20 protein-coding genes are annotated in these 22,971 nt (G+C 35.6%); 5 read left to right on the top strand and 15 right to left on the bottom strand.

What is annotated here, in order from left to right:
• Positions 1-13: 13 nt before the first annotated feature.
• The 9 genes from H033_RS0102555 to H033_RS0102515 all read right to left on the bottom strand — a co-directional run bounded on the left by H033_RS0102555 (position 14) and on the right by H033_RS0102515 (position 10,175).
• On the bottom strand, positions 14-760 hold the full coding sequence (locus tag H033_RS0102555) for a tetratricopeptide repeat protein (protein WP_026836942.1): 747 nt from the start codon (positions 758-760) through the stop codon (positions 14-16).
• 2 nt (positions 761-762) lie between these two features.
• A complete protein-coding gene (locus tag H033_RS0102550) occupies positions 763-2,520 on the bottom strand; it encodes a BatD family protein (RefSeq protein ID WP_026836941.1) in 1,758 nt (585 codons plus the stop codon).
• A gap of 38 nt (positions 2,521-2,558) precedes the next feature.
• A complete protein-coding gene (locus tag H033_RS0102545) occupies positions 2,559-3,458 on the bottom strand; it encodes a tetratricopeptide repeat protein (protein WP_026836940.1) in 900 nt (299 codons plus the stop codon).
• Between the two features lies 1 nt (position 3,459).
• A complete protein-coding gene (locus tag H033_RS0102540) occupies positions 3,460-4,500 on the bottom strand; it encodes a VWA domain-containing protein (protein WP_026836939.1) in 1,041 nt (346 codons plus the stop codon).
• 44 nt (positions 4,501-4,544) lie between these two features.
• A complete protein-coding gene (locus H033_RS0102535) occupies positions 4,545-5,549 on the bottom strand; it encodes a vWA domain-containing protein (RefSeq protein ID WP_026836938.1) in 1,005 nt (334 codons plus the stop codon).
• Positions 5,549-7,243: a hypothetical protein gene (locus H033_RS0102530; protein ID WP_026836937.1), complete on the bottom strand. Its 1,695-nt coding sequence runs from the start codon at positions 7,241-7,243 to the stop codon at positions 5,549-5,551. Before H033_RS0102530 ends, H033_RS0102535 begins: the two co-directional genes overlap by 1 nt.
• Positions 7,244-7,252: 9 nt before the next feature.
• A complete protein-coding gene (locus H033_RS0102525) occupies positions 7,253-8,119 on the bottom strand; it encodes a DUF58 domain-containing protein (protein ID WP_026836936.1) in 867 nt (288 codons plus the stop codon).
• A 70-nt stretch (positions 8,120-8,189) separates the two neighbouring features.
• Positions 8,190-9,194, bottom strand: coding sequence for an AAA family ATPase (locus H033_RS0102520; protein WP_026836935.1), 1,005 nt, complete (start codon positions 9,192-9,194; stop codon positions 8,190-8,192).
• A 156-nt stretch (positions 9,195-9,350) separates the two neighbouring features.
• Positions 9,351-10,175, bottom strand: a complete 825-nt coding sequence (locus H033_RS0102515) for a DUF4382 domain-containing protein (protein WP_026836934.1) — start codon at positions 10,173-10,175, stop codon at positions 9,351-9,353.
• 174 nt (positions 10,176-10,349) lie between these two features.
• Between H033_RS0102515 and H033_RS0102510 the strand changes: the two genes are divergently transcribed.
• From H033_RS0102510 to H033_RS0102495, 4 genes are all read left to right on the top strand, one after another.
• A complete protein-coding gene (locus tag H033_RS0102510) occupies positions 10,350-11,111 on the top strand; it encodes an SDR family NAD(P)-dependent oxidoreductase (protein ID WP_026836933.1) in 762 nt (253 codons plus the stop codon).
• A 262-nt stretch (positions 11,112-11,373) separates the two neighbouring features.
• Positions 11,374-12,510 (top strand): ATP-binding protein, encoded by a 1,137-nt coding sequence (locus H033_RS0102505; RefSeq protein WP_026836932.1) that lies wholly within the window; start codon positions 11,374-11,376, stop codon positions 12,508-12,510.
• A 1-nt stretch (position 12,511) separates the two neighbouring features.
• Positions 12,512-13,240, top strand: a complete 729-nt coding sequence (locus H033_RS0102500) for a metallophosphoesterase family protein (RefSeq protein WP_026836931.1) — start codon at positions 12,512-12,514, stop codon at positions 13,238-13,240.
• Positions 13,241-13,391: 151 nt separating this feature from the next.
• Entirely contained in the window at positions 13,392-14,384 is a 993-nt protein-coding gene (locus H033_RS0102495; RefSeq protein WP_026836930.1) for an acyl-ACP desaturase, read from the top strand.
• A gap of 78 nt (positions 14,385-14,462) precedes the next feature.
• Here the strand turns inward: H033_RS0102495 and H033_RS0102490 are convergent, their stop codons facing one another.
• From H033_RS0102490 to H033_RS0102465, 6 genes are all read right to left on the bottom strand, one after another.
• A complete protein-coding gene (locus H033_RS0102490) occupies positions 14,463-15,116 on the bottom strand; it encodes a CoA transferase subunit B (protein ID WP_026836929.1) in 654 nt (217 codons plus the stop codon).
• Between the two features lie 323 nt (positions 15,117-15,439).
• A complete protein-coding gene (locus H033_RS0102485) occupies positions 15,440-16,138 on the bottom strand; it encodes a CoA transferase subunit A (protein WP_026836928.1) in 699 nt (232 codons plus the stop codon).
• Between the two features lie 250 nt (positions 16,139-16,388).
• A complete protein-coding gene (locus H033_RS0102480; RefSeq protein ID WP_026836927.1) occupies positions 16,389-18,710 on the bottom strand; it encodes a penicillin-binding protein 1A in 2,322 nt (773 codons plus the stop codon).
• 13 nt (positions 18,711-18,723) lie between these two features.
• Positions 18,724-19,209 (bottom strand): gliding motility lipoprotein GldH, encoded by a 486-nt coding sequence (locus H033_RS0102475; RefSeq protein WP_026836926.1) that lies wholly within the window; start codon positions 19,207-19,209, stop codon positions 18,724-18,726.
• On the bottom strand, positions 19,202-20,368 hold the full coding sequence (locus H033_RS0102470) for a stage 0 sporulation family protein (protein WP_026836925.1): 1,167 nt from the start codon (positions 20,366-20,368) through the stop codon (positions 19,202-19,204). Before H033_RS0102470 ends, H033_RS0102475 begins: the two co-directional genes overlap by 8 nt.
• 117 nt (positions 20,369-20,485) lie before the next feature.
• On the bottom strand, positions 20,486-21,517 hold the full coding sequence (locus H033_RS0102465) for a rhodanese-related sulfurtransferase (RefSeq protein WP_026836924.1): 1,032 nt from the start codon (positions 21,515-21,517) through the stop codon (positions 20,486-20,488).
• 367 nt (positions 21,518-21,884) lie between these two features.
• Between H033_RS0102465 and recA the strand changes: the two genes are divergently transcribed.
• Entirely contained in the window at positions 21,885-22,901 is a 1,017-nt protein-coding gene (gene recA, locus H033_RS0102455; protein ID WP_026836923.1) for a recombinase RecA, read from the top strand.
• The last annotated feature ends 70 nt before the right edge of the window (positions 22,902-22,971 follow it).

The raw sequence follows: 22,971 nt of genomic DNA, 5'->3' as shown, positions 1-22,971 counted from the left end.
TTGCAAAATCTATCTATAAGAATTTGAGAGAAGTTTTATCTGCCCAACCCGTTGAGCCGTTTGCTAATTCTAATTGAACCCAATCCTGAAAGGTATTGAGAATTTGCACCTTTGTACCCTCATGAAGCATGAACAGCTCATTGCCTCTTAAATTAGGTTCATTCCGTACAGGAACTTCTTCAGCAAATACGATTGCGAATTCCCTGTCTTGAGTATCATTTTTCATGTAAAATGCGAATATCAAGGAGATAAACGAAATTACTACTGCTGTAATTGCAACCGTAAAAAATACGCGTTTCCATTTACTGGCAATACTAAAATAATAGAGTAAAAATAGAATTGAAAAAATTGCTGCTCCTGATATTGCGATCCACGCCCATCCATTAAAACTAAAAACGCTGATCGCAGTAGTTATAAAATTAGATAATCCCGATTTTGGAACCACTTTAATATCATCTAAAACCATGTTACAAGCAAATTCCAAATTGTTTTTGATAGTTTGGTCTGCCGGATCCAATAATAAGGCTTTTTCATAATTATAAACACTTTCGGCTATATGATTGAGTTTATAATGGGCATTCCCTAGGTTAAAGTATAACTCTGCCGATTCTTCCCCATTTTTAAGTACTTCTGTATATCGGCTAACAGCCTCGGGATAATTACCAGCATTATAAGCTGTGTTAGCTTTTTCAAATAAAGCCTTATTCTGCCCCATCAAAGGAGCGCAAATTAATAGTAAAAGGAACAGTATTCTTTTCATGCTTATAACTGTTTATCTAATGCTGAAATTGTAGCTGCAGCTTTCTCGTAATCCTCATTCATAGTAACACTAGAAGAAGGAGCATATCTTGCGAACTCACAAGTTTCTATAAGAGAAATGAACTCTTTATTTGTTGCGGGATCCACTTTCCTGTCTTGCAACAGAACATCGATTTTATCTTTACTCATTTCGTTGGTTTGAATATGCAACTTAGCTTTGAGATAATTGTGTAATGCTCGCTCCAGAGCTATATAAAACGCCTTTTGATCTCCCAAATTATTCTTAGCTTCAGAAAGGTATTTCTTGGCAAGGCGATTCGCTTTCTTGATCTTTTTGCCCTGTACATCATTTGTTATTTCCCTTCTCTTTTTACCAAGAAGGATCCCTAAAAATACAACTGCAATAGGAAGTGATAACAAGGTCCAGAATAAAGCCGAACCTAAAAAAGGACCCGAATTAATAGGTCTTAGATTGGTACTCAACTTAATGTATTCAAATTGCTTCCCGGTTGCTTCAACTGGAAGTTTGTTTATGGTATTCCCTGCTGAAAAAGAAGAATTGGCAGGAGCGCTTGAAACTTCCAACAAAATTTCTTCAGTATTAATGGTCTTATAACTTTTACTGCTAAGATCGAAGTATGAAAACGATAAGGCAGGAATAGGGAAATTCCCTTTTTGATTGGGCACTACAGTATAGGTGTCTGCAATGCTTCCTTGGGTGCCATTAAGATCTGTTCTTACGTTCTCAATTCGTTCCGGCTCATATAATTCAATAGAACTTGGCACTTCCAACTTAGGAAGGTCAAAGAGTTTTAAATTTCCTTTTCCAGAAACTTGAACCTTTAATGTTAAAGATTCGGTAGCTGCTAATTTGGTCTTACTGGCACTAATCTCAAAATCGAAGTCTCCAACAGCGCCTGTAAAATTTGCTGGTTTATTTGCAAGCGGCAGTGGCTTTACGTTTATGTCTCTTTTCCCGGCAGTAACCGTTTTATCTACTGTGGTGTACAATCTGCCACCAAAAATATCACGGCGTTCACTTGGAACATCTACAGATACAGAAAGGGCCAGTGGTTGTATTTCTAGTTCCCCTGTTTTTTGAGGATATAGTATAGTTTTTCTAAGCACTACAAATCTATATGGCTCTCCTTGATATTCACCAGATTCAATTTTTAATTGTCTAATATCTATATTCTGGCTCCAAAAATCACTGTAAACCGGACTGTCCATTTCCCGCCAATTACTCACACTCACTAATGGACTCACATATAATTTATAGACCACCGTAATGGCTTCGTTTAAAAACGGATTAGAATCGGAAATTTCTGCAACAAGATGCAGGTTTTCTGAAGCAACGAAATCGGAGTTATTACCATCTGTAGGGGTTTCCACGGCTGAAGTAACCTCGATCTGAATAGGCGTAGTTTTATATATATCACCATCTATGGTAATCTCTGCCTGAGAAATCGTGAACTTTCCCCGAGATGTTGGCGCTAGAAAATAACTGTAGGTTTTAGAGTAGGTACGTTTTCCATTGATCCAACTATTACTAACTGCCTGATTAGGCCCACCAACAACGGTAAAACCTTTAAAAGAAGGTGGATTAAAGTTGTCCCCGTCCTTATTCATTTCAAAGTCTACCCGAAGGCGCTCATTTACCCCTAATTTATTCTTGCTAGCCTTGGCTTCAAATTTCACCTGAGCAACAGAAATTGTAGAGATCGCTAGAAAAAACGATAATATGATTATTCTTAATTTCATTCTTTAAATGCTCTTTTTTATTGAATCCCAGATTCTTTCTACCAGTCTTTAGCTGATTTTGTTTTTGCCCCTTTTGCCTTTTCAGCATTTATTTTATCCTGAACTTTTTTCTCTTCGTTGTTCATGGCTTCCAATAAATTTTTTATTTGCTGAGGAGAAAGTTGTCCTGGCTGAGGCTGCTGTGGCTGTTCCTTTTCCTGCTCCCCTTTCTCGTCTTTTTGTTCTTTCTGATCTTTTGGCTCTCCTTTATCGTCTGGCTTTTCAGGTTCTTTTTTAGGCTCCTTTTCTTTATCTCCACCTTCATTTTCCTTATTATCGCCTTGATCTTTTTTATCCTTTTCTCCTTTATCGTCTTCCTTCTTATCTTTATTCTGATTTTCTTTTTCCTTCTCTTTATCTTTCTTATCGTCCTTTTTATCGTCCTGATCTTTGTTTTCCTGTTGCTCTTTTTCCAACATTTTCTTAGCTAAAGCCAAATTATATCTGGTTTGCTCATCTGTCGGGTTATTTCTCAACGCATTTTTATAAGCACCTATTGCTTCAGCGTATTTTTTCTGATCCATATAGGAGTTCCCCATATTATGAAAAACATCATGCTTATCTTCCTTTGTTTCTGCCACTTTTGCTGCTTGTTTGTATCTGGAAGTAGCTTGTGCAGGTTTTTCTTTACCGTAGTACATATTGGCCATATTATATCTGGCTGTCGCACTAGATTCATCTTTCGAAACCGCTTTTCTATAGGAGGCTTCTGCGGAAGAAAAATCGTTTTCCCCTAATTCCTCTTCTGCATTTTTTAAAATTTTATTGGTTTCACGATTCAATTTCTTATCGTTCTCCTGAAGCGATTGTGCTTGTAATCCTGAAACAAAGAAGAAAAAGTACATCAAAATCAGATTGATGTGCAAAGGGATTAATTGAATTTTCAAAAAGTTCTGCATCTTATTTTTTATGTTCATTAAACAGATTCAATTTCTTGATCCATCTTGTTTTTCTTTCCAATAAAAAGACATCTAAAAGTATCAACAATATTGCCAATCCCAAAAACCACTGAAATTGTGACTGATAGTCTGCAAATTGTTTTGCTTCAAACTCGGTTTTATCCAACTTCTGAAGATTTTCTGTCACTTTTTCCAGCACATTCTTAGTTATATTTCCTTGAATATATTCTCCATTGGCATCGTTGGCAATATCCTTTAATGTAGCCTCATTAAGCTTAGTGATTACAGTCTCTCCATTCTGATCTTTTTTATAAGTCTGGATAACACCATTTCGTTTAATTGGGATTGGCCCACCTTTTAGAGAACCTACTCCAATGGTAAAGATACGTATCCCTTTATCAGCTGCTTCTTTTGCAACATTACCTATATCTCCTTCATGGTCTTCCCCGTCACTTATTATAAAAAGCACTTTGCTGGTTTGGTCTTCTTCATTAAAATAAGTAGAAGAAAGTTCTATCGCTTCATTTATAGCGGTCCCTTGGGAAGAAACCATATCTGTATTCATCGCCTGTAAAAACATCTTAGCCGAAGCATAATCTGTAGTGATTGGCAATTGCGGGAATGCACTTCCTGCATAAGCGATTATTCCAATTCTATCGCTCGCAAGATTATTTATAATTTGCGTGACCAATTGTTTGGACTTTTCCAACCTGTTAGGAGCTACATCTTCTGCTTCCATACTTTTAGAAACATCTATCGCAAAAACAATATCGACCCCTTCTCTGGTAACGGTTTCCATCTTAGTCCCAATCTTCGGATTTACCAAAGCAATTACTAAAAGCGCGAAAGCCAAAAGAAGTAAACTGAATTTTAACCAAGGCTTAAAAACAGATTTATCGGGTGTGAGCTGCTCCAGCATTTCGGCAGTTGCAAATTGCTTTTGCTTGGATTTTCTCCAAAATAATAAGCCTATAAAAAGAACGATCAAAGCAGGGATGATCAGCAATAACCAGAAAAATTTTTCTTCTTCTAAAATATACATCAATATGTTCTTTTATAAAATATGAGCTTTTGCTCTTGCTTCTTTTAAATAAAACTTCTAAAAATCGTGAACCTTAAAAGTAATTCCATCAGTAATATGAATCCGGCAATTAAAACCAGCATCCTAAAATTTTCCTGATAATTATAATATTTGAATTCTTCTACTTCGGTTTTTTCAAGACTATCTATTTCCTTGTAGATATCTTCTAATTTCTCATTATTTGTTGCCCTAAAATATTTTCCTCCGGTTGTACTCGCTATTTCCTTAAGCAGTTCTTCATCTATTTCCACTTTCTGATTGCCATACTGAAAATTCCCATTTGGCAAAATCCCTACCGGTGAAAGTGCCATCCCGTTACTACCAACTCCAATAGTATATACTTTAATACCATATTCAACTGCCAATTCACTAGCTATTTTGGGATCTATAAATCCGGCATTATTTACACCATCTGTAAGTAAAATAATTACTTTACTTAAAGCTTTGCTGTCTTTAATCCTGTTTACCGCTGTTGCTAATCCCATTCCAATTGCTGTACCATTTACCAAAACCGGGCTATAATCTATATCTTTCAAAGAGCTTAAAACAACCGCCTTATCACTTGTGATAGGAGTTTTTGTAAAACTTTCGCCGGCGTATTGCACTAGTCCTATTCTATCTGTAGGCCTGCCTTTAATAAATTCACTAGCTACTTCCTTTAAAGCCTCCAGCCTGTTAGGTTTTAGATCGCGAGCCAACATACTTGCTGAAACATCTATTGCAAGTACAATATCTATCCCTTCTGTAGAGGTTGTTTTTGTTGAAACATCTGTAGTTCTAGGTCTTGCCATCGCAATAATAAGCAATGCTAAAGCCAGTAAACGCAATACAAATAGTCCATGTTTTAAATAAGGAAGTACACTGCGATTTTTCTTAAATCCCTGAATACTGGACATCTTTAAAGATGCCTGCTGTTTGTCTCGTTTCCAAAAATACCAAACCGCGGCTATCGGCAGTAAAACCAAAAGCCAGAAAAACTGGGGACTCTCAAATGTGAAATTGTCAAACATTAACTTGTGGGTTTTTCAAATTCAACTGAATTGATTATTCTATTTGCGATCTCATCGGCATAAGCATCTTCCTCATTATAAATCACTGTTATTTGCTGAAAACCACCATTAACAGCAAAATTCAGAATAATATATTTCTTATTAATGCTCCTATCCTTTTTCGGTATTTCCATTTCCAGCGTTCCAAAGACCTTAACGCCCTCTACCCCTTCTAAGGTGGTAAATTCTTCATCTTTTGTGATGATATTCTTGGCGCCTTTCTTTTCCAGATTAGCATAAACGCCATCTACAGCAGTATTTAATTCAAATTTTACATCTTCTCGAAACCTTACCGTACTTAGAACCACATACAATTCTTCTTCTAGGTTTCCGTCTATAAAAGTTTCATTACCCACCAACATTTCCTTCGCTTCATTCGGCATGTCTATTTCACCGCGCTTTAATACCCTTGGGGTAACTATGCTAACCGATGGATCTCCATATTCACTTTGTATCCATTCTCCATCTAGCAACTCCTTTGTTGGGTTTCCGCCAAAAAGATCTACCAAATAAGTATAGCCATTAGTATTCACCAATACAGTTCCTATAATAAAGATTAATACCAATCCTGAAAGAGAGATCGTGAGGATCTTCTTCTTTCTTTTCTTTTTTAATTGAAGCTGTCTATATTCTTCATCTTTTAGTAATTCCTCTTCTGTAGGCTCAGGAATTGCAGCTTTGGTATCTATAATAACATGTTCAATTTTAGACCTGTCCTCTTTAGCTGTAATAATATCTGGTTTGGAATTGGCGAACTTAGCAAGATCGGCTCTTTGAAGGATTACTTGAAGATCTGTGATAGTTTGATCACTTAATTTTAACTCCCCGGTTTCTTTTTTGAGTTCCAAGAAATGAATAAGCTCTGAAGTGGTACTTTCCATTGCCCTTAAATGAACCTCATCTTCTATATATCTCCTAACCGCTTCAGTTAATTTTGAATAGTATTCCTTAGTCTGCCTGTTCTCCAATAAATGAGATTTATCCAATTGCTCCAGCTCAAATAAGGCTCTTTCATAAGGTGGCAATTGCTTGATCGCGGCATCTCTTTTCTTTTTTCTTCTGATAAAAAAGAATGCAATACCAGCTATTATAAGTATTCCCAAGACCCACCAAATCCAATTCGGGATTTGGAATCCAGAGGGCACATCCATTGCTGGCTTAATAGGAAACATTTTTTGTTTGGTAGTATCTACTACTACATCTGCGACCTCAACCTGAAAAGAATCGGTTAAGAAAGGGCGCTCATTTATTAAAACTCGCTGCTGCGGAATAGTATAGCTACCCGAATCAAACTGAGTTAAATAATATTCTTTAAGTAATCTAAATCTATTTTCTATCCTGGAAGTATCTGTAGCTAACGACTCAACTACTTCCAAAGGATTAAATGTGGCTCCTTCTGGAAAAACTACTAGCGCAGTGGAATCTGCTTCAACAGATATCTGATATTTTATTTGCTCTCCAATTTTTATGGAAGTAGAATCTATTCCCGCAGAAATTTGTGGGATTTGAGCAAAGCTATTTAGCGATAAGAATAATAAAAGTCCGAAAAACGCCATTTTTCCGAAGCCATTCACATAGCTAGAAAAATTTAAGACATAAGCAAGTTGCCTTATTTGTAAACCGTACTTTCTAAATGTTGAATATTTTTGTGTCATTATAAATTCTTAACTTCTTCTTTTAAAATAACCCAACAGTTTTTTTACATAACCTTCATCTACGCGTGTATTTATAGTGCCTGCTCCGCTTTTATTAAAGCTATCTTTAAAATAAACTTCTCGCTCTCTAAAATATTTAGCATAAGCGGTTCTAACAGATTTGGCGCCGGTATTAACCATCATCATCTCTCCAGTTTCGGCATCTAACATTTGTACCAATCCTAGATTTGGGATCTCTTCTTCGCGCTCATCGTAAATACGAATTCCAGTAACATCGTGTTTCCCGCTAAGGATCTTTAAGGTTTGCTGATAACCATCTGTCATAAAATCTGAAAGCAAAAAAATGATCGCTTTTTTCTTCATCACACTACTCGCATATTTAAGGGCTTCAACCAGATCTGTGTTTTTATTTTTTGGCTCGAATTCTAATAATTCCCGAATAATTCGAAGCACGTGTGATCTTCCTTTTTTCGGCGGAATAAATAATTCCATCTGATCCGAAAATAGCAACAATCCAATTTTATCATTGTTTTGTGTTGCCGAAAATGCCAATGTAGCAGCGATTTCTGTAATGATTTCCTTCTTAGACTGAAGTTTTGTTCCAAAAAATTCGGATCCCGAAATATCTACCACCAACATCATGGTTAATTCCCGCTCTTCCTCAAACACCTTTATAAAAGGCTCATTATATCTAGCTGTTACATTCCAATCTATGTTTCTTACATCATCCCCGAATTGATAACTCCTAACTTCGCTAAAAGTCATCCCTCTCCCTTTAAAGGTAGAATGATACTCGCCCCCAAACATGTTATTGCTCAGACGCTTGGTCTTGATCTCAATTTTCCGGACTTTTTTAAGTAGTTCTTTAGTATCCATAGCTCTTAAAGCTCTGATGAAGGTAGAATAAAATTAATGTTTGGAAATAAAAATGGGTTTTGTGATCATTCTAAGGTACTTCTACCTCGTTGATGATCTTCTGGATAATATCTTCGGAAGTTATATTTTCTGCTTCAGCTTCATAAGTAATTCCAATTCTATGTCTTAGCACATCGTAAACAATAGCGCGAACATCTTCAGGAATCACATAACCTCTTCGTTTTATAAATGCATAACATTTAGCTGCGATGGCCAAATTGATACTTCCACGAGGAGAAGCTCCAAAATTGATAAGTGGTTTTAATTCTTCTAAATTGTATTTTTCAGGAAATCTGGTAGCAAATACAATATCCAAAATATATTTCTCGATCTTCTCATCCATATACACTTCACGAACTGCAGCTTGCGCTCTGGCAATTTGCTCCAAGGTAACCACCTGATTCACTTTTTCGAATCCTCCTTTTAAATTGGCTCTTATAATAAGTTGTTCATGTGCCATGTCAGGATATTTAATCACTGTCTTCAGCATGAATCTATCTACCTGTGCTTCTGGCAACGGATAAGTTCCCTCTTGCTCTACAGGATTCTGCGTGGCCATAACTAAAAATGGTCTATCTAAAATAAATGTTTCATCTCCAATAGTAACTTGCTTCTCCTGCATGGCCTCTAATAAAGCCGATTGCACTTTTGCTGGAGCACGGTTAATTTCATCTGCTAATACGAAATTGGCGAAAATCGGTCCTTTTTTAATGCTGAAATCGTTCAGCTTCATATTATAGATCATCGTTCCCACAACATCTGCAGGTAAAAGATCTGGCGTAAATTGAATTCTACTAAAGCTCCCATGTACCGCTTGAGACAGGGTATTAATTGCTAAGGTTTTTGCAAGCCCGGGAACACCCTCCAAAAGGATATGTCCTTGCCCCAATAAACCAATTAACAAACGCTCTACCATTTCTTTTTGCCCAACGATCACCTTATTGATCTCGGATGTAAGAATATCTACAAAAGCACTTTCTTTTTCTATTTTCTCATTAAGACTTGAAATGTCTACCGTGGTATTATTTTCTATCATGGATATTACTTTTAAGTATGTGAAGATATTTACAAATTACGAAAGGTGCAAATAGAACAATTATTGAACCATAACCGTTAAAATAAGAAGAAAAAAAATAGGGCTCCCTAAAATTTCTCAATTTTAGGGAGCCCATCTGAAAAAGAAATCTAACCTCTAATCCAAAAAGATCGATTCTAAATCTATAGTTCCATTAGTCGTAACCTCAATATTATTAATAGTTTTCACTTGAAAACCTGATAATAAGGAAGGTTTAATTGTCACTTTATAAATACCTGCAGGAACACCATTTAATGCAAACTCTCCATTGGCATTCGTATAAGCAGAAATTGTGGTAGTTGCGTTTTGTGCTGTAATCTCACTTTGGAAATTAGTTGGATGTACCTCACCTATTATTGTTCCGGTTTCAGCAGTAGCAGTAGCACGAATAACTGGCTTCAAAATAAACCCTCCCGAATTACCTGCGCTTACTATAGATTTATCTACATCAAAATCCAACAAGAATTCATATTCCTGGCCAGCTTCTAATTCTTGATCTACTTTAATTTTTAATCCAGATTGTTGAGCACTTGGAGTACTTAGCTCTTGTCTTGACTCATCATTTAAAATTAAATAATTGTCTCCCCCAAGTACTAATCTTATCTCACTAAGGTATCCAGCTTCCACCTCTGCATCTGCCAACAATTGTGTTACTCCACCTGTTAAAGTTAAAAGATCATACATTCCTGTTTGTACTCCAGTTAAACTAATCCAAGCTTCTTCTTCTGAAGTTGATGCATCAGATTTAATCATTACATCTGTCACATTCACAAAAACTGCCTTGTAATCCCCCGGAGCATCTGTCATTCTTACCTTAACTCTGGCAGATTCATTTCCGTTAGAATCATCATTGCTACAACTAAACAATACAGTTACAGCAAGAATTGCTACTAAAAATCCTGTAAATTTCTTCATTTTCATATTTGTTAATCGCTTTTTCATATTATAAATGATTTGGTTTTGGAGAGGATAACGAAGCATTGTCTAATAGATTTCATGGTACACCCACAATTAACTATTTTTAACAAGACTTAACATTCGTTTACAATTCATACCAATCTAATTCTTAATACATTTTATAACTTCAAAGGATCTTTAAAATCTCAATACTATAACATGACAAAAATTGCATTAATCACAGGAGCCACCAGCGGAATTGGAAAAGCAACCGCCTTTGCATTAGCAAAAAATAATATCAGTTTGATCTTATGCGGAAGAAAAACAGAGGTTTTAAAAGAATTGGAAATAGAACTATCTAAACAAGTCGCCGTAACCACCTTAAATTTTGATGTAAGGGATAAAACTGAAGTATTCAAAAAAATTGAAAGCTTGCCAGAAACTTTTAAGAATATAGATATTCTAGTTAATAATGCAGGGAACGCTCATGGCTTAGATCCTATCCAAGATGGTAACTTGGAAGATTGGGACGCCATGCTGGATATTAATGTAAAAGGATTGCTTTATGTGAGCAAAGCTATTATTCACGGAATGATCGAGCGAAAATCCGGACATATTATAAACATTGGTTCTACCGCAGGGAAAGAGGTGTATCCAAATGGAAATGTGTATTGCGCCAGTAAATTTGCAGTAGATGCTTTAAACCAAGGGATGCGAATGGACCTTAATAAAACAGGAATTAAAGTGGGTGCCGTAAATCCAGGATTAACCCAAACAGCTTTTAGCAAAGTGCGTTTTAAGGGAGATGAAGAAAAAGCAGAAAAGGTGTATCAGGGGTTTGAAGCGCTTCAGCCTGAAGATATTGCAGATATTATCTCTTTTGTGGTTTCCAGACCTTATCATGTAAATATTGCAGATCTTACTGTAATGCCTTCAGCACAAGCAAGCAGTACTATTTTGAATAAAAATAAAGATTCTTAATTAGTATATTGTATATCCGGTTTTTGTCATAATATAATATATAGTCACCCTGTTCCGATAGCTATCGGAATTATTTCAGGTTCTCAATTTATTGTAATCATTTAAAATATGGTGAGATTCTGAAACTCCTGAAGTTTCGGGACAGAATGACGTCTATTTTCAGTTTATGACACTTATCGGACAATCAAATTTATATTATTTATGGCCCGTTATGATAAATTCGACAATAAAAAATAAAATTAGAAAATAAGGAATATTTAAAATGATCAATAAACGCCTTTTAATAAAAAACTTACTCGCTCATAACGACGAGAATAGCTTTTATGATAAAAAGCGGACGTTGAATATTGGTCAAAAAGAAGGAAAAGCTAAGTTCTTAAAACATGTTTGTGCTCTGGCAAATTCGAATCCCAGGAATAATTCTTACATAGTGATTGGAGTAGAAGATGAAGACAACTTTATTACAGGAGTCGATTTTTTTGATGATAGTAAAATCCAGAATTTAATAAATGCCTATTTAGATAATCCCCCTTTGGTTGCTTATGAGAATATCCCATTTCCTCACCTCCCAGACCATCTTGTAGTTGGATTGGTTACCATTAGACCTAATAATGGAAAAGTATGTGCCTTGCGCAAGAATATTTGGAAATACTATGGTGGGGCGGTTTATATTAGGGAAGGAAGTATTAGTATGCCCAAGAATTTTGGAATAGAACTAAAAGATACTAATTCTAATATTGTTGCATCCATAGAGAATCATGCCCAAAATAATATCGAGCTCACCTTAGACGGAGTTTTCGATTTTATGAAAAAACGCAAAGATTTTCACCCTTCTTATAAAGTGTTTAAGGAATATTTTGTGGTTTGTTGGGCTGGAAAAATCAAACAAATTAAAGGAGAAACCTACTATTCTAGACTGGACATAGAATTAATCAATGAACAAGTGAAATTGTTTTATTCAGAACTCGACGTAGTAAGTATAAGTATAGATATAGATTATTTTAAAATTGTGGAGTATGTGCATTTAGGGCTTCAGGATAAATATCAGTATTATCCTTTAGAGGAAGTGAGTATCAGTTTTAAAGATAATGCTGGCTACGATATGGAAAGCAAACTACTCTTTAAGCCGCCACAATTCGACAAAAAAACACTTTATCATATTTATAATTCAAACAATGCATTGGTTGCCAAACTAAAAAATGGTTCTCAACTTACTAAAATCGAGGAAAAGGATTTGCTTAAAATGCCTGCGGCTTATTTAATATGTTATTTTAATGAATTTGATGCTTCCATAGATAAATTAGAAGAAGCAAAGGAGTATTTAAAGATTCACAGTACAAAAGCATATCAATCTTATAAAGAAAGTATTAGGGTCCTTAGAAAGGTAAAATATAATTAATATGGATAGGACGATTGCCATTGGCGACATACATGGAGGACTTAAAGCACTAATTCAGCTACTAAAAAGGTTAGATCTTTCTCCAAACGATAAACTTATTTTTTTAGGAGATTATGTAGATGGTTGGAGTGATTCTGCAAATACTGTTACCTATTTAATTGAACTGGCCAAGCAAAACACCTGCATCTTTATACGTGGTAATCACGATGATCTTACTGAAGCATGGTTAAGAACTGGGGAGTTGAATGAGCAATGGCTTCAACATGGTGGGCAATCTAGTATTGATGCCTATAGAAATTTTACTTCAGAAGAAATTAAAGAACATCTTGCTTTTTTTAAGCAAATGGTTAATTATTATATAGACAAGGAAAATAGATTGTTCGTACATGCTGGTTTTACAAATATTCGTGGGGTAGAAAACGAATATCATGAGACTGCTTTCTACTGGGATAGGACGCTTTGGGAAATGGCGCTTTCTTTAGATAATAAAATCCCTACTGATCATAAATTTTATCCTAAACGCTTACTATTATTTAAAGAGATCTTTATTGGTCATACTCCCGTAACTAGAATCGGGGAAGACAAACCAGTAAATATGGCAAACGTTTGGAATACAGATACGGGTGCAGCTTTTAAAGGGAAAATTTCTGCAATAGAGATAAAAACTAAAGAAATTTGGCAAAGTGATCCTGTGCATGAGCTTTATCCTGATGAGGACGGTAGAAATTAAGAAAAAATTTGGCATACAAACCTTAATAACTTCATATATTTGAAAATAAATTTATATTATGCATCATTTTTGATATTTAATATAGAAAGTTACTCCAGCGCTTTACAGAATTCAGTTTTGTAATGTTTGGAAACCCTAAAAAAAGTAAGCTATGGCTTTAGATAATATCCGTTTAGAAGTAATGAAAACTGTCGAGAAACAGGTAGACAGTTTCGTAGATAAGTATTTGATTCCCGTTGAGGAAATTTGGCAACCAACAGATTTATTGCCAAATCTTCAAAACGAAAATTATATGGAAGAAATTAAACAGATCCGTGAGGAGTCTAAGGAATTAGGCTATGATTTCTGGGTGGTGCTAGTATCAGATATGGTTACAGAAGAGGCCTTACCAACTTACGAGTCATGGTTAATGGATATGGAAGGAGTGCAACAACACGGGCGACAAGATGGATGGGCTAAATGGATAAGACATTGGACCGGTGAAGAGAATCGCCACGGTGATACTTTAAATAAATATTTGTATCTGTCTGGAAGGGTAGATATGCGTGAAGTTGAAAAAACTACACAATATCTTATTAATGATGGTTTTGATATTGGTACCGGTCGTGATCCATATAGAAACTTTATTTATACCAGTTTTCAAGAATTAGCAACCAATATTTCCCATAAAAGAGTTGGGCAATTAGCTAAGAATAAAGGCAATAAAATGCTTGCTAAAATGTGTAATGTGATTTCCGGAGACGAAATGAGACATCATTTGGCATACAGAGAGTTTGTAAATATCATTTTTGAACACGATCCAAGTGAGATGATGCTGGCTTTTCAAGATATGATGAAAAAGAAAATTGTAATGCCTGCTCAGTTCATTAGAGAATCTGGACAAGGGATTGCAGAAGCTTTTGAAAATTTCTCCAATGCCGCCCAACGCTTAGGTGTTTATACAACCTATGATTATATAGATATTTTGAGAAAGCTTAATGATTACTGGCAAATAGATAAATATACCTCTCTTACAGATGATGCTGAAAAGGCTAGAGATTATCTAATGGCATTGCCAGATAGAATGACGCGTATTGCAAGTAGGATTTCTATCCCTCAAGACCAACATCAGTTTAAATGGGTGGGAGCCAATGGAATTTTATAACTTCCATTATATTTTAAAACAGAAAAACCCGAAAATCTCGGGTTTTTCTGTTTCTAAGTAATTAATATTTTAGAAATGTTACAATTTCATCTCTGGAATATCCCCTTCAACAATCAAAGTTCCCTCAGTTGCTTTTTTGATATCTTCTACACTTACCCCTGGAGCTCTTTCTAATAATTTAAAGCCTTTATCTGTAACCTCGATCACGGCCAATTCTGTTACTATTTTAGTAACACAGCCAACTCCTGTTAAGGGCAAGGAACATCTTTTTAATAATTTAGATTCTCCAGCTCTATTAGTATGCATCATTGCAACTATGATATTTTCTGCCGAAGCCACAAGATCCATGGCGCCTCCCATTCCTTTTACCATCTTTCCCGGAATTTTCCAGTTGGCTATATCTCCATTTTCAGCAACTTCCATAGCACCTAAAATTGTAAGATCTACATGTTGTCCTCTAATCATTCCAAAGCTCATTGCAGAATCGAAAAAGCTAGCACCTGGTAAGGCGGTAATAGTTTGCTTCCCTGCGTTAATTAGATCGGCATCCTCTTCCCCATCAAAAGGGAATGGCCCCATTCCTAAAATTCCATTCTCGCTCTGGAATTCTACATTTATATCGTCTCTTACAAAGTTGGCAACCAAGGTTGGAATACCAATCCCTAAATTCACATAATATCCATCTTGGATTTCCTGAGCAATTCGTTGTGCAATTCCGTTTTTATCTAACATATTAATGTGTTGATTTGAAAATGTGTTGATTTGAAAATTATCTGTTTTTAGCAGAACTGATAATTTTCGATATAAAGTTATGTCGTCACCCTGAATTTATTTCAGGGTCTATATTTATTGTGTTGATTTACAGGATTATAAGATTCTGAAACGAGTTCAGAATGATGTGCTTTAATAATTTAAGAGACTTTACTTACAATCAATTTTCTTACACTTCTTAATTCTTCTGTGAATTCAATTATCTTAAACGAAAAATCGAAAGTCTTTTTAACGATAATATTTGTTTTATCATCTCTCAATTTTCAAATTCGCTAATTCTCAAATTATTTTTGTCGCACAGTTCGTTGTTCAATTCTTTTTTCGTAATTCTTTCCTTCAAAGATTCGTTGAACAAATATTCCAGGAATATGAATTTGATTTGGATCCAGTTCTCCCGGCTTCACTAATTCTTCAACTTCAACAACTGTAATTCTTGCCGCACCACACATTAAAGGATTAAAGTTTCGGGCTGTTCCTTTAAAAACAAGATTTCCAGCTTCATCCCCTTTCCATGCTTTCACAAATGCAAAATCTGCTTGGTAGGCATGTTCCAAAACATACATTTTACCATCGAAGTCACGTGTTTCCTTACCTTCGGCAACTTCAGTTCCGAATCCAGCAGGTGTATAAACTGCAGGAAAACCTTGTTGCGCAGCCTGACATTTAGCAGCTAAAGTTCCTTGAGGTGTAAGTTCTACATCCAATTCCCCGCTCAGCATTTGCCGTTCAAATTCAGCATTTTCCCCAACGTAAGAGGAGATCATTTTTTTAATTTGCTTTTTATGAAGAAGTAAACCTAATCCAAAATCATCTACCCCAGCATTATTGGAAATACACGTAAGGTCTTTGACATTAAGTTTTACTAATTCTGAAATGGAGTTTTCCGGAATACCGCTAAGTCCGAATCCACCTAGCATCATGGTCATCCCGTCCTTTACACCTTCTAGTGCTTCCTGAACGTTCTTTACAGTTTTTTTGATCATTGAAATTTCATTTGTGGAAATTTACAAAAAGTTTGAATTTACTACAACGATTTCAATAAGGCAATTTCTTAAAATGATATAAGAAATATAGATTCTAACTTTTTTAAGTAAAAAAAATCGAGAACTATATTGAAATAGTTCTCGATCTTAAAATATTTATTGTAACCTAAAAGTTCCATCAAAAACCTCGGAGTAAGCTCATGAGGCCTGTCCCGCTATTGGAATGAAGAATTAAACCCTCAGTGAGGGGTTAAAAATCCAACTCGTCTGGAATCAACTGAGAATCATTTTTTCCTTTTTTATAAATATCGCAATTTATTTCTATAGAGAGGTCCTCTGGTCTTGGAAACGCTCCACTTGAAACCCCTAAATCCTTTTCTGAATATACATCTTTCATATAGGTTCCCCAAATAGGCAGGGCCATGGTAGCTCCTTGTCCATAACGGACTCCAGGAAAATGAACTGCCCGATCTTCACCACCAACCCAAACTCCGGTCACTAAATTGGGAACCATACCCATAAACCAACCGTCACTCCCATTTTGAGTAGTACCTGTTTTACCTGCAATTGGATTCTTAAAATCATATGGATAGCCTGTCATTGTATTTTTATAAAAAGCATCATTTACACCCCAACTGCCTCTTAACCTGGTTCCCGTTCCAGATTGAGTAACTCCTTCCATAAGATTCACCGTAATATAAGCAGTTTCCTTGCTTATTACGTCCTTAGTATCTGGAACATGTTGATAAAGTACCGTACCGTTCTTGTCCTCTATTCTATTCACAATTACCGGTTTCACATAAACACCCTCGTTTGCAAAAGTGCTATAAGCTGAAACCATCTCGAACAAGCTCATATCTGCCGTTCCTAATGCGATAGATGGTACTGCAGGAATATCTTTTGTATCTACACCTAATTTATCTAGTAATTCTATTACAGGTCTTGGACCAGTTTTGGCTATTAATCTTGCAGAAATAGTATTTACTGATTGTGCCAATGCCTGTTTTAATGTCAACATCCCATCATACTCAGGAGGACTATTTGAAGGAGACCAATCGTTTTGCGCACCCATTTTTCCCGCTTCAATAGTAAAATGGTTTCTTGGTAGGGTATCACAAGGAGATAGTTTTAGCTGATCTATTGCTGTAGCATATACAAATGGCTTAAAGGTAGATCCTACTTGCCTTTTTGCTTGCTTTACGTGCTCATATTTAAAACTCTTAAAATCTATTCCACCAACCCAAGCTTTAACTTCCCCCGTTTGTGGTGTCATAGACATCATTCCAGCTTGTAAGAACGATTTATAATATAAAATAGAATCCTTTGGTGTCATAATGGTATCTCTAGTTCCTTTCCAGCTAAAAACCCTCATTTCCCTTTTCTCATCGAAAGATTTTATGATCTCTTCCTTGGATTTTCCTTGAGCTTCCATTTTGTGCCATCTTTCAGAAACTCTCATCGCATTTTTCACGATACTTGCTACCTCATCTTCATTAATATCTCTAAATGGAGCGGTTTTATTATTTTCATTTTGTCTGTCAAATTCCTTTTGAAGATTTGCCATATGTTTTGCAACAGCATCTTCAGCAAATTCCTGCATTCTAGAATCTATACTTGTATAGATATTCAATCCGTCTCTGTATATATTATAACTACTTCCGTCCGGCTTTGGATTCTTTTCGATCCAATCTCTCATAAAACCTTGCAAGTATACTCTAAAATAGGTAGCAATTCCCTCGTCATGCCCTTGTGGCGTAAAGGTTATCTTCATGGGGATTTGCTGTAAAGAATCTTTTTCTTCTCTGGTAAGAAACCCATTTCTCTCCATCTGTTTGAAAACCTGATTTCTTCTTTGCTCAACAAGATCTGGTCTTCTCACGGGATTGTATAGGGCAGAATTCTTCAGCATTGCAACCAAAACTGCAGACTCTTCCAATTTTAGGTCCTTTGCCTCTTTGTCAAAATAGATCTTTGAAGCAGAACGAATTCCTACTGCCTGATAAATGAAATCGTACTTATTAAAGTACATGGTAATTATTTCTTCCTTGGTATACTGGCGTTCCAAACGGATAGCGATGATATATTCCTTAAACTTTTGCATTACCCTTCCCATAAAATTCTTGGAGACGTCATCGGTAAACAATAATTTTGCTAGTTGCTGAGTAATCGTACTTGCACCTCCTCGGGTTCCTAAAAAGATAGCAGCTCTTAAAGTCCCTTGAGCATCTATTCCAGAATGTTGATAATAACGCTCATCTTCAGTGGCAACAAGGGCTTCTATTAAATGATCTGGAAGATCATCAAATTTAATAGGAGTTCTATTCTCGCTATAATATTTCCCAAGTGTTTCGCCATTAGAAGAAAATATTTCTGTTGCCAAATTTGTTTCAGGATTTTCCAGTTCTTCGAATTTCGGCATTTTTCCGAAAGCGCCCCATCCAGCAAGCAAGAACAAGACTATGATAAACAAAATTCCAGCACCAAAAAGAGTCCAGAATCCTATAATATATTTTCTAAAACTGCTGTTCTTTTTAGAGTTTTTTGGGGTTGTTTTTTTTGAAGGATTTGCCATGGGTGCCATTACATTAATTGGGAGTTTTTTCAATTCGGAAACCTATTTCAGTAATCCCTTTAAGATTTTCTATTCCTTTTTCGTTTCCATTCTTACGCATAGCATGTTGAAGGGAAACCTTATATTTTCCTGACTCTGGGAACTTAACTTGCTCCTTATACCAAAGTTTATTTTCTTTTACATCTCCAAATCCTATGCCAAGCCATTCTCCACTAGGAGCTGCCATTTCATATTCCAAAGTGTCTGTAATAACTTTGCCTTGTGGAAACTGGATCTCTGAAATTAAGAACAGGTTACTGTATTCCAAATCGTTATTATTCCTAACATTGATAAACAAATTATAGCTTTGTAAAGTGTCTATGTTTTTAAGAGTAAACGTTAAAACTGAATCTTTATTCCATTGATTAGGAAGACTTTTATATTCGTCGAATACTCGATCTTTATCACAGCCAATAAAAACAGTAGCTAATAATAAAATCAATAAAAAAGATCTAGCCATTATTGGACGGTTTTCCTTTTTTACGTTTATTTTTTCTTCGTTTCTTAGTATTGTTTGACTTTGGAGTATCAAACCTTGTAAGGCTATCTTGCCCAACAACATTGGTGTAGTCTGTTTTTGAAGCTTTTTCAACTTCTACTAAAACTTCATATTCTTCTAAACTAGCAATCGTCTCTTTTTCGATATTTGCTTTCACAATTTTAGAAGCTTGTTCAGCAGTTAATTTATGCCAATTCATCCATTCCCCTTCATAGGCATACCATAACACACCTTGGAAAATATCTATTTTTTGGCAAACAGCTGTTCCCTTTTTAGTGTAAAGTTTGGTGTCTGTCTTCGGAAAATCCTTAAGCGCATCTAGATAAGTGTCCAACTCATAATTCAAACAACATTTCAGTTTCCCACATTGACCTGCTAATTTTTGTGGGTTCAATGATAATTGTTGATATCTGGCTGCGGAAGTATTTACAGATCTAAAATCTGTTAACCATGTAGAACAACATAATTCTCTTCCACAAGATCCAATTCCACCTAATCGGGCTGCTTCCTGACGGAATCCAATTTGACGCATTTCTATACGGGTATTGAATTCTCTTGCAAACTCCTTAATAAGCTGACGGAAATCCACTCGTTCTTCAGCAGTATAATAGAAAGTGGCTTTAGAACCATCTCCTTGAAATTCTATATCACTAATTTTCATGCGAAGATCTAACCTAATGGCTATTTCTCTGGCACGAACCTTCATTTTATCTTCTTTATCTCTTGCTTCCTGCCAAACATCTATATCTCTTTGGGAAGCTTTTCTATATATCTTAAGTACCTCTTCACTGTCCTCTTTAACTTTCTTCTTTTTCATTTGAACTCTTACCAATTCCCCGGTAAGTGTTACAACACCAACATCGTGACCCGGTGAAGCTTCCGTAGCTACCACATCTGCAATGCTTAAAGTTAAATTTTCGGGATTATGAAAAAATTGTTTTCTACCATTTTTAAATCGAACCTCTACACAGTTGAATGGCTCTACCCCATTGGGTAAAGACATGTTCGCAAGCCAATCAAAAACAGTTAATTTATTACAACCATCAGAACCACAGGTTCCGTTATTTTTACATCCATTTGGCTGACCGTCTTTCCCGGTCGCGCAAGTACTACATCCCATACTATATATATTGAAAACCCTAACAAAACAAGGCTTGTTGGATTTGGAGTTATTATTAATTCTCAAAAAGTAAATATACCAATATTTATTGGTCTCGGGGAATTTCCCCCAGATTACTTAATGCTTGTACTTTAACACTTCAGACCTTCCTTTTTTAAAGATCTTGTTGCTATTTGGAATTCCTTTTCTAAGTGCTTTTTGCTCTTCAAAAGGAAGTGCGTTTATCTCCTTACACGTGTTAGAACAACACGTATCCATTGTTTTAGAACATTCTTCGCATTGAATAAACAACAAATGGCAGGCTTCATTTGCACAGTTTACATGTGTGTCACAAGCTTTTCCACATTGGTGGCAATTGGAAATTACTTCATCTGTAATGCGCTCTCCACGTCTATGATCGAAAACGAAATTTTTACCCACAAATTTATTTTCTAAAGATAGGTTTTCAACTTGTCTGGCATACTCAATAATCCCGCCTTCTAATTGAAAAACCTTTTTGAAACCTTTGTGTTTATAATATGCACTAGCCTTTTCACATCTAATCCCTCCGGTACAATACATTACCAGATTCTTGTCTTCTTTATGCTCTTTTAGATCTTCTTCTATTATAGATAAAGAGTCCCGAAAAGTATCCACATCTGGAGTTACAGCGCCTTTAAAATGGCCTATTTCGCTCTCATAATGATTTCGCATATCTACCAAAATGGTATTGGGATCATTTAGAAGTTCATTAAATTTATCGGCATCAACATGCACCCCTTTGTTGGTAACATCGAAGCTTTCGTCTTCCAAACCATCTGCAACAATCTTATCTCTAACTTTCACTTTTAGCTTCAGAAAAGATTTTAAATCATGCTCAATTGCAATATTCAACCTTATATTTTCAAGAAAATAAATGCTATCTAAGAAATTTTTGAATTCATCGAATTTCTTAGCAGGAACAGAAAGTTGTGCGTTTATGCCTTCGTGGGCGATATAAATCCTTCCAAGAACCTCCATCGCATCCCAGGCAATAAAAAGATAATTTCTAAATAATTTTGGATTTCCAATTTTGGCGTAGGCGTAAAAAGAAAGTGTCAACCGGTCTTCCCCGGCTTCCTCGATAAGAGTAGCTCTTTCCTTTGCGCTTAGTTTATTGTACAGTTGCATGCTATACTAATATTTTAAGTTTAAAGAATATTTTTTGCAAAGATAAAACTTTAAAGTAAAGCAAAAAAAATGCCTTGAAATTCATTTTTCAAGGCATTTTTTCTGAATGGCTAATTTGTTATTTATTATTTTAAGTTTTTCGATAAAACAATCAAATAACCTTATCCACCATCAATTCTAATATTTCCAACCCCAAGTATAGAAATACCAGAATCAACTCCATTCAAGATTAAACTTATTTTTATAAAACGCATACTTATTGTTCTTACTATAAATAAGATGCTTATAATTTAAAAAGGTTGCGTGTTAAAATTGTAGTGAAGGAAAACTTGTACTATTTTAGCAGCACGCAAATAAAAAAGAAGAAATGAGCAACGAAAAAGAAAAAGAAGCAAAGTTAAAAGCCTTGAAGCTTACCCTGGATAAGATGGACAAAACTTATGGTAAGGGAACGGTTATGAAAATGGGTGACCAAGCGGTTTCAGATGTAGAAGCTATTTCCACAGGATCTTTAGGTCTTAATGTTGCTTTAGGTGTTGGCGGATATCCAAGAGGAAGAGTAATCGAGATTTACGGGCCAGAATCTTCAGGAAAAACCACGCTTACCCTTCATGCTATAGCACAAGCACAAAAAGCTGGTGGAATTGCTGCATTTATTGATGCTGAACATGCTTTTGATAGAACTTATGCTGGGAATCTTGGTATAGACATTGAAAATCTAATTATCTCACAACCAGATAATGGAGAACAAGCTCTAGAAATTACTGATAATTTGATTCGCTCTGGTGCTATAGATATTATTGTAATAGATTCTGTTGCTGCACTTACTCCTAAAAGTGAGATTGAAGGAGAAATGGGAGATTCTAAGATGGGACTGCATGCAAGACTAATGTCTCAGGCACTTAGAAAGCTTACTGCGAGCATAAGCAAAACCAATTGTACTGTAATATTTATTAACCAACTTAGAGAGAAGATTGGAGTAATGTTCGGAAATCCGGAAACAACTACTGGTGGAAATGCTCTTAAGTTTTATGCTTCTGTGAGGTTGGATATAAGAAGATCCACTCAAATAAAAGACAGTAACAGTAACGTATTGGGTAATAAAACTCGTGTAAAGGTTGTGAAGAACAAAGTTGCGCCACCCTTTAGAATGGCAGAGTTTGATATTATGTACGGAGAAGGAATTTCTAAAATTGGAGAAATTATAGACATAGGCGTAGATTATGAGATCATTAAAAAAAGCGGGTCATGGTTTAGTTATGAAGACACAAAGCTAGGACAGGGTCGTGATGCTGTTAAAGCAATTCTTAAAGATAATCCAGATCTAATGGATGAATTGGAAGAAAAAATTACAAAGGCAATTAAAATTGCTAAGGAACAATAAGCTCCACTTTTAAAGACTTTTTAAACCCTAATTGAGGGTTTAATTCCCCGAGGCCTGCCTCGAATTTTTA

Source organism: Gillisia sp. JM1, from assembly GCF_000424645.1.
In the GTDB taxonomy this organism is placed as follows: Bacteria; Bacteroidota; Bacteroidia; order Flavobacteriales; family Flavobacteriaceae; genus Gillisia.
This window is presented reverse-complemented; position numbering and strand designations above follow the sequence as displayed.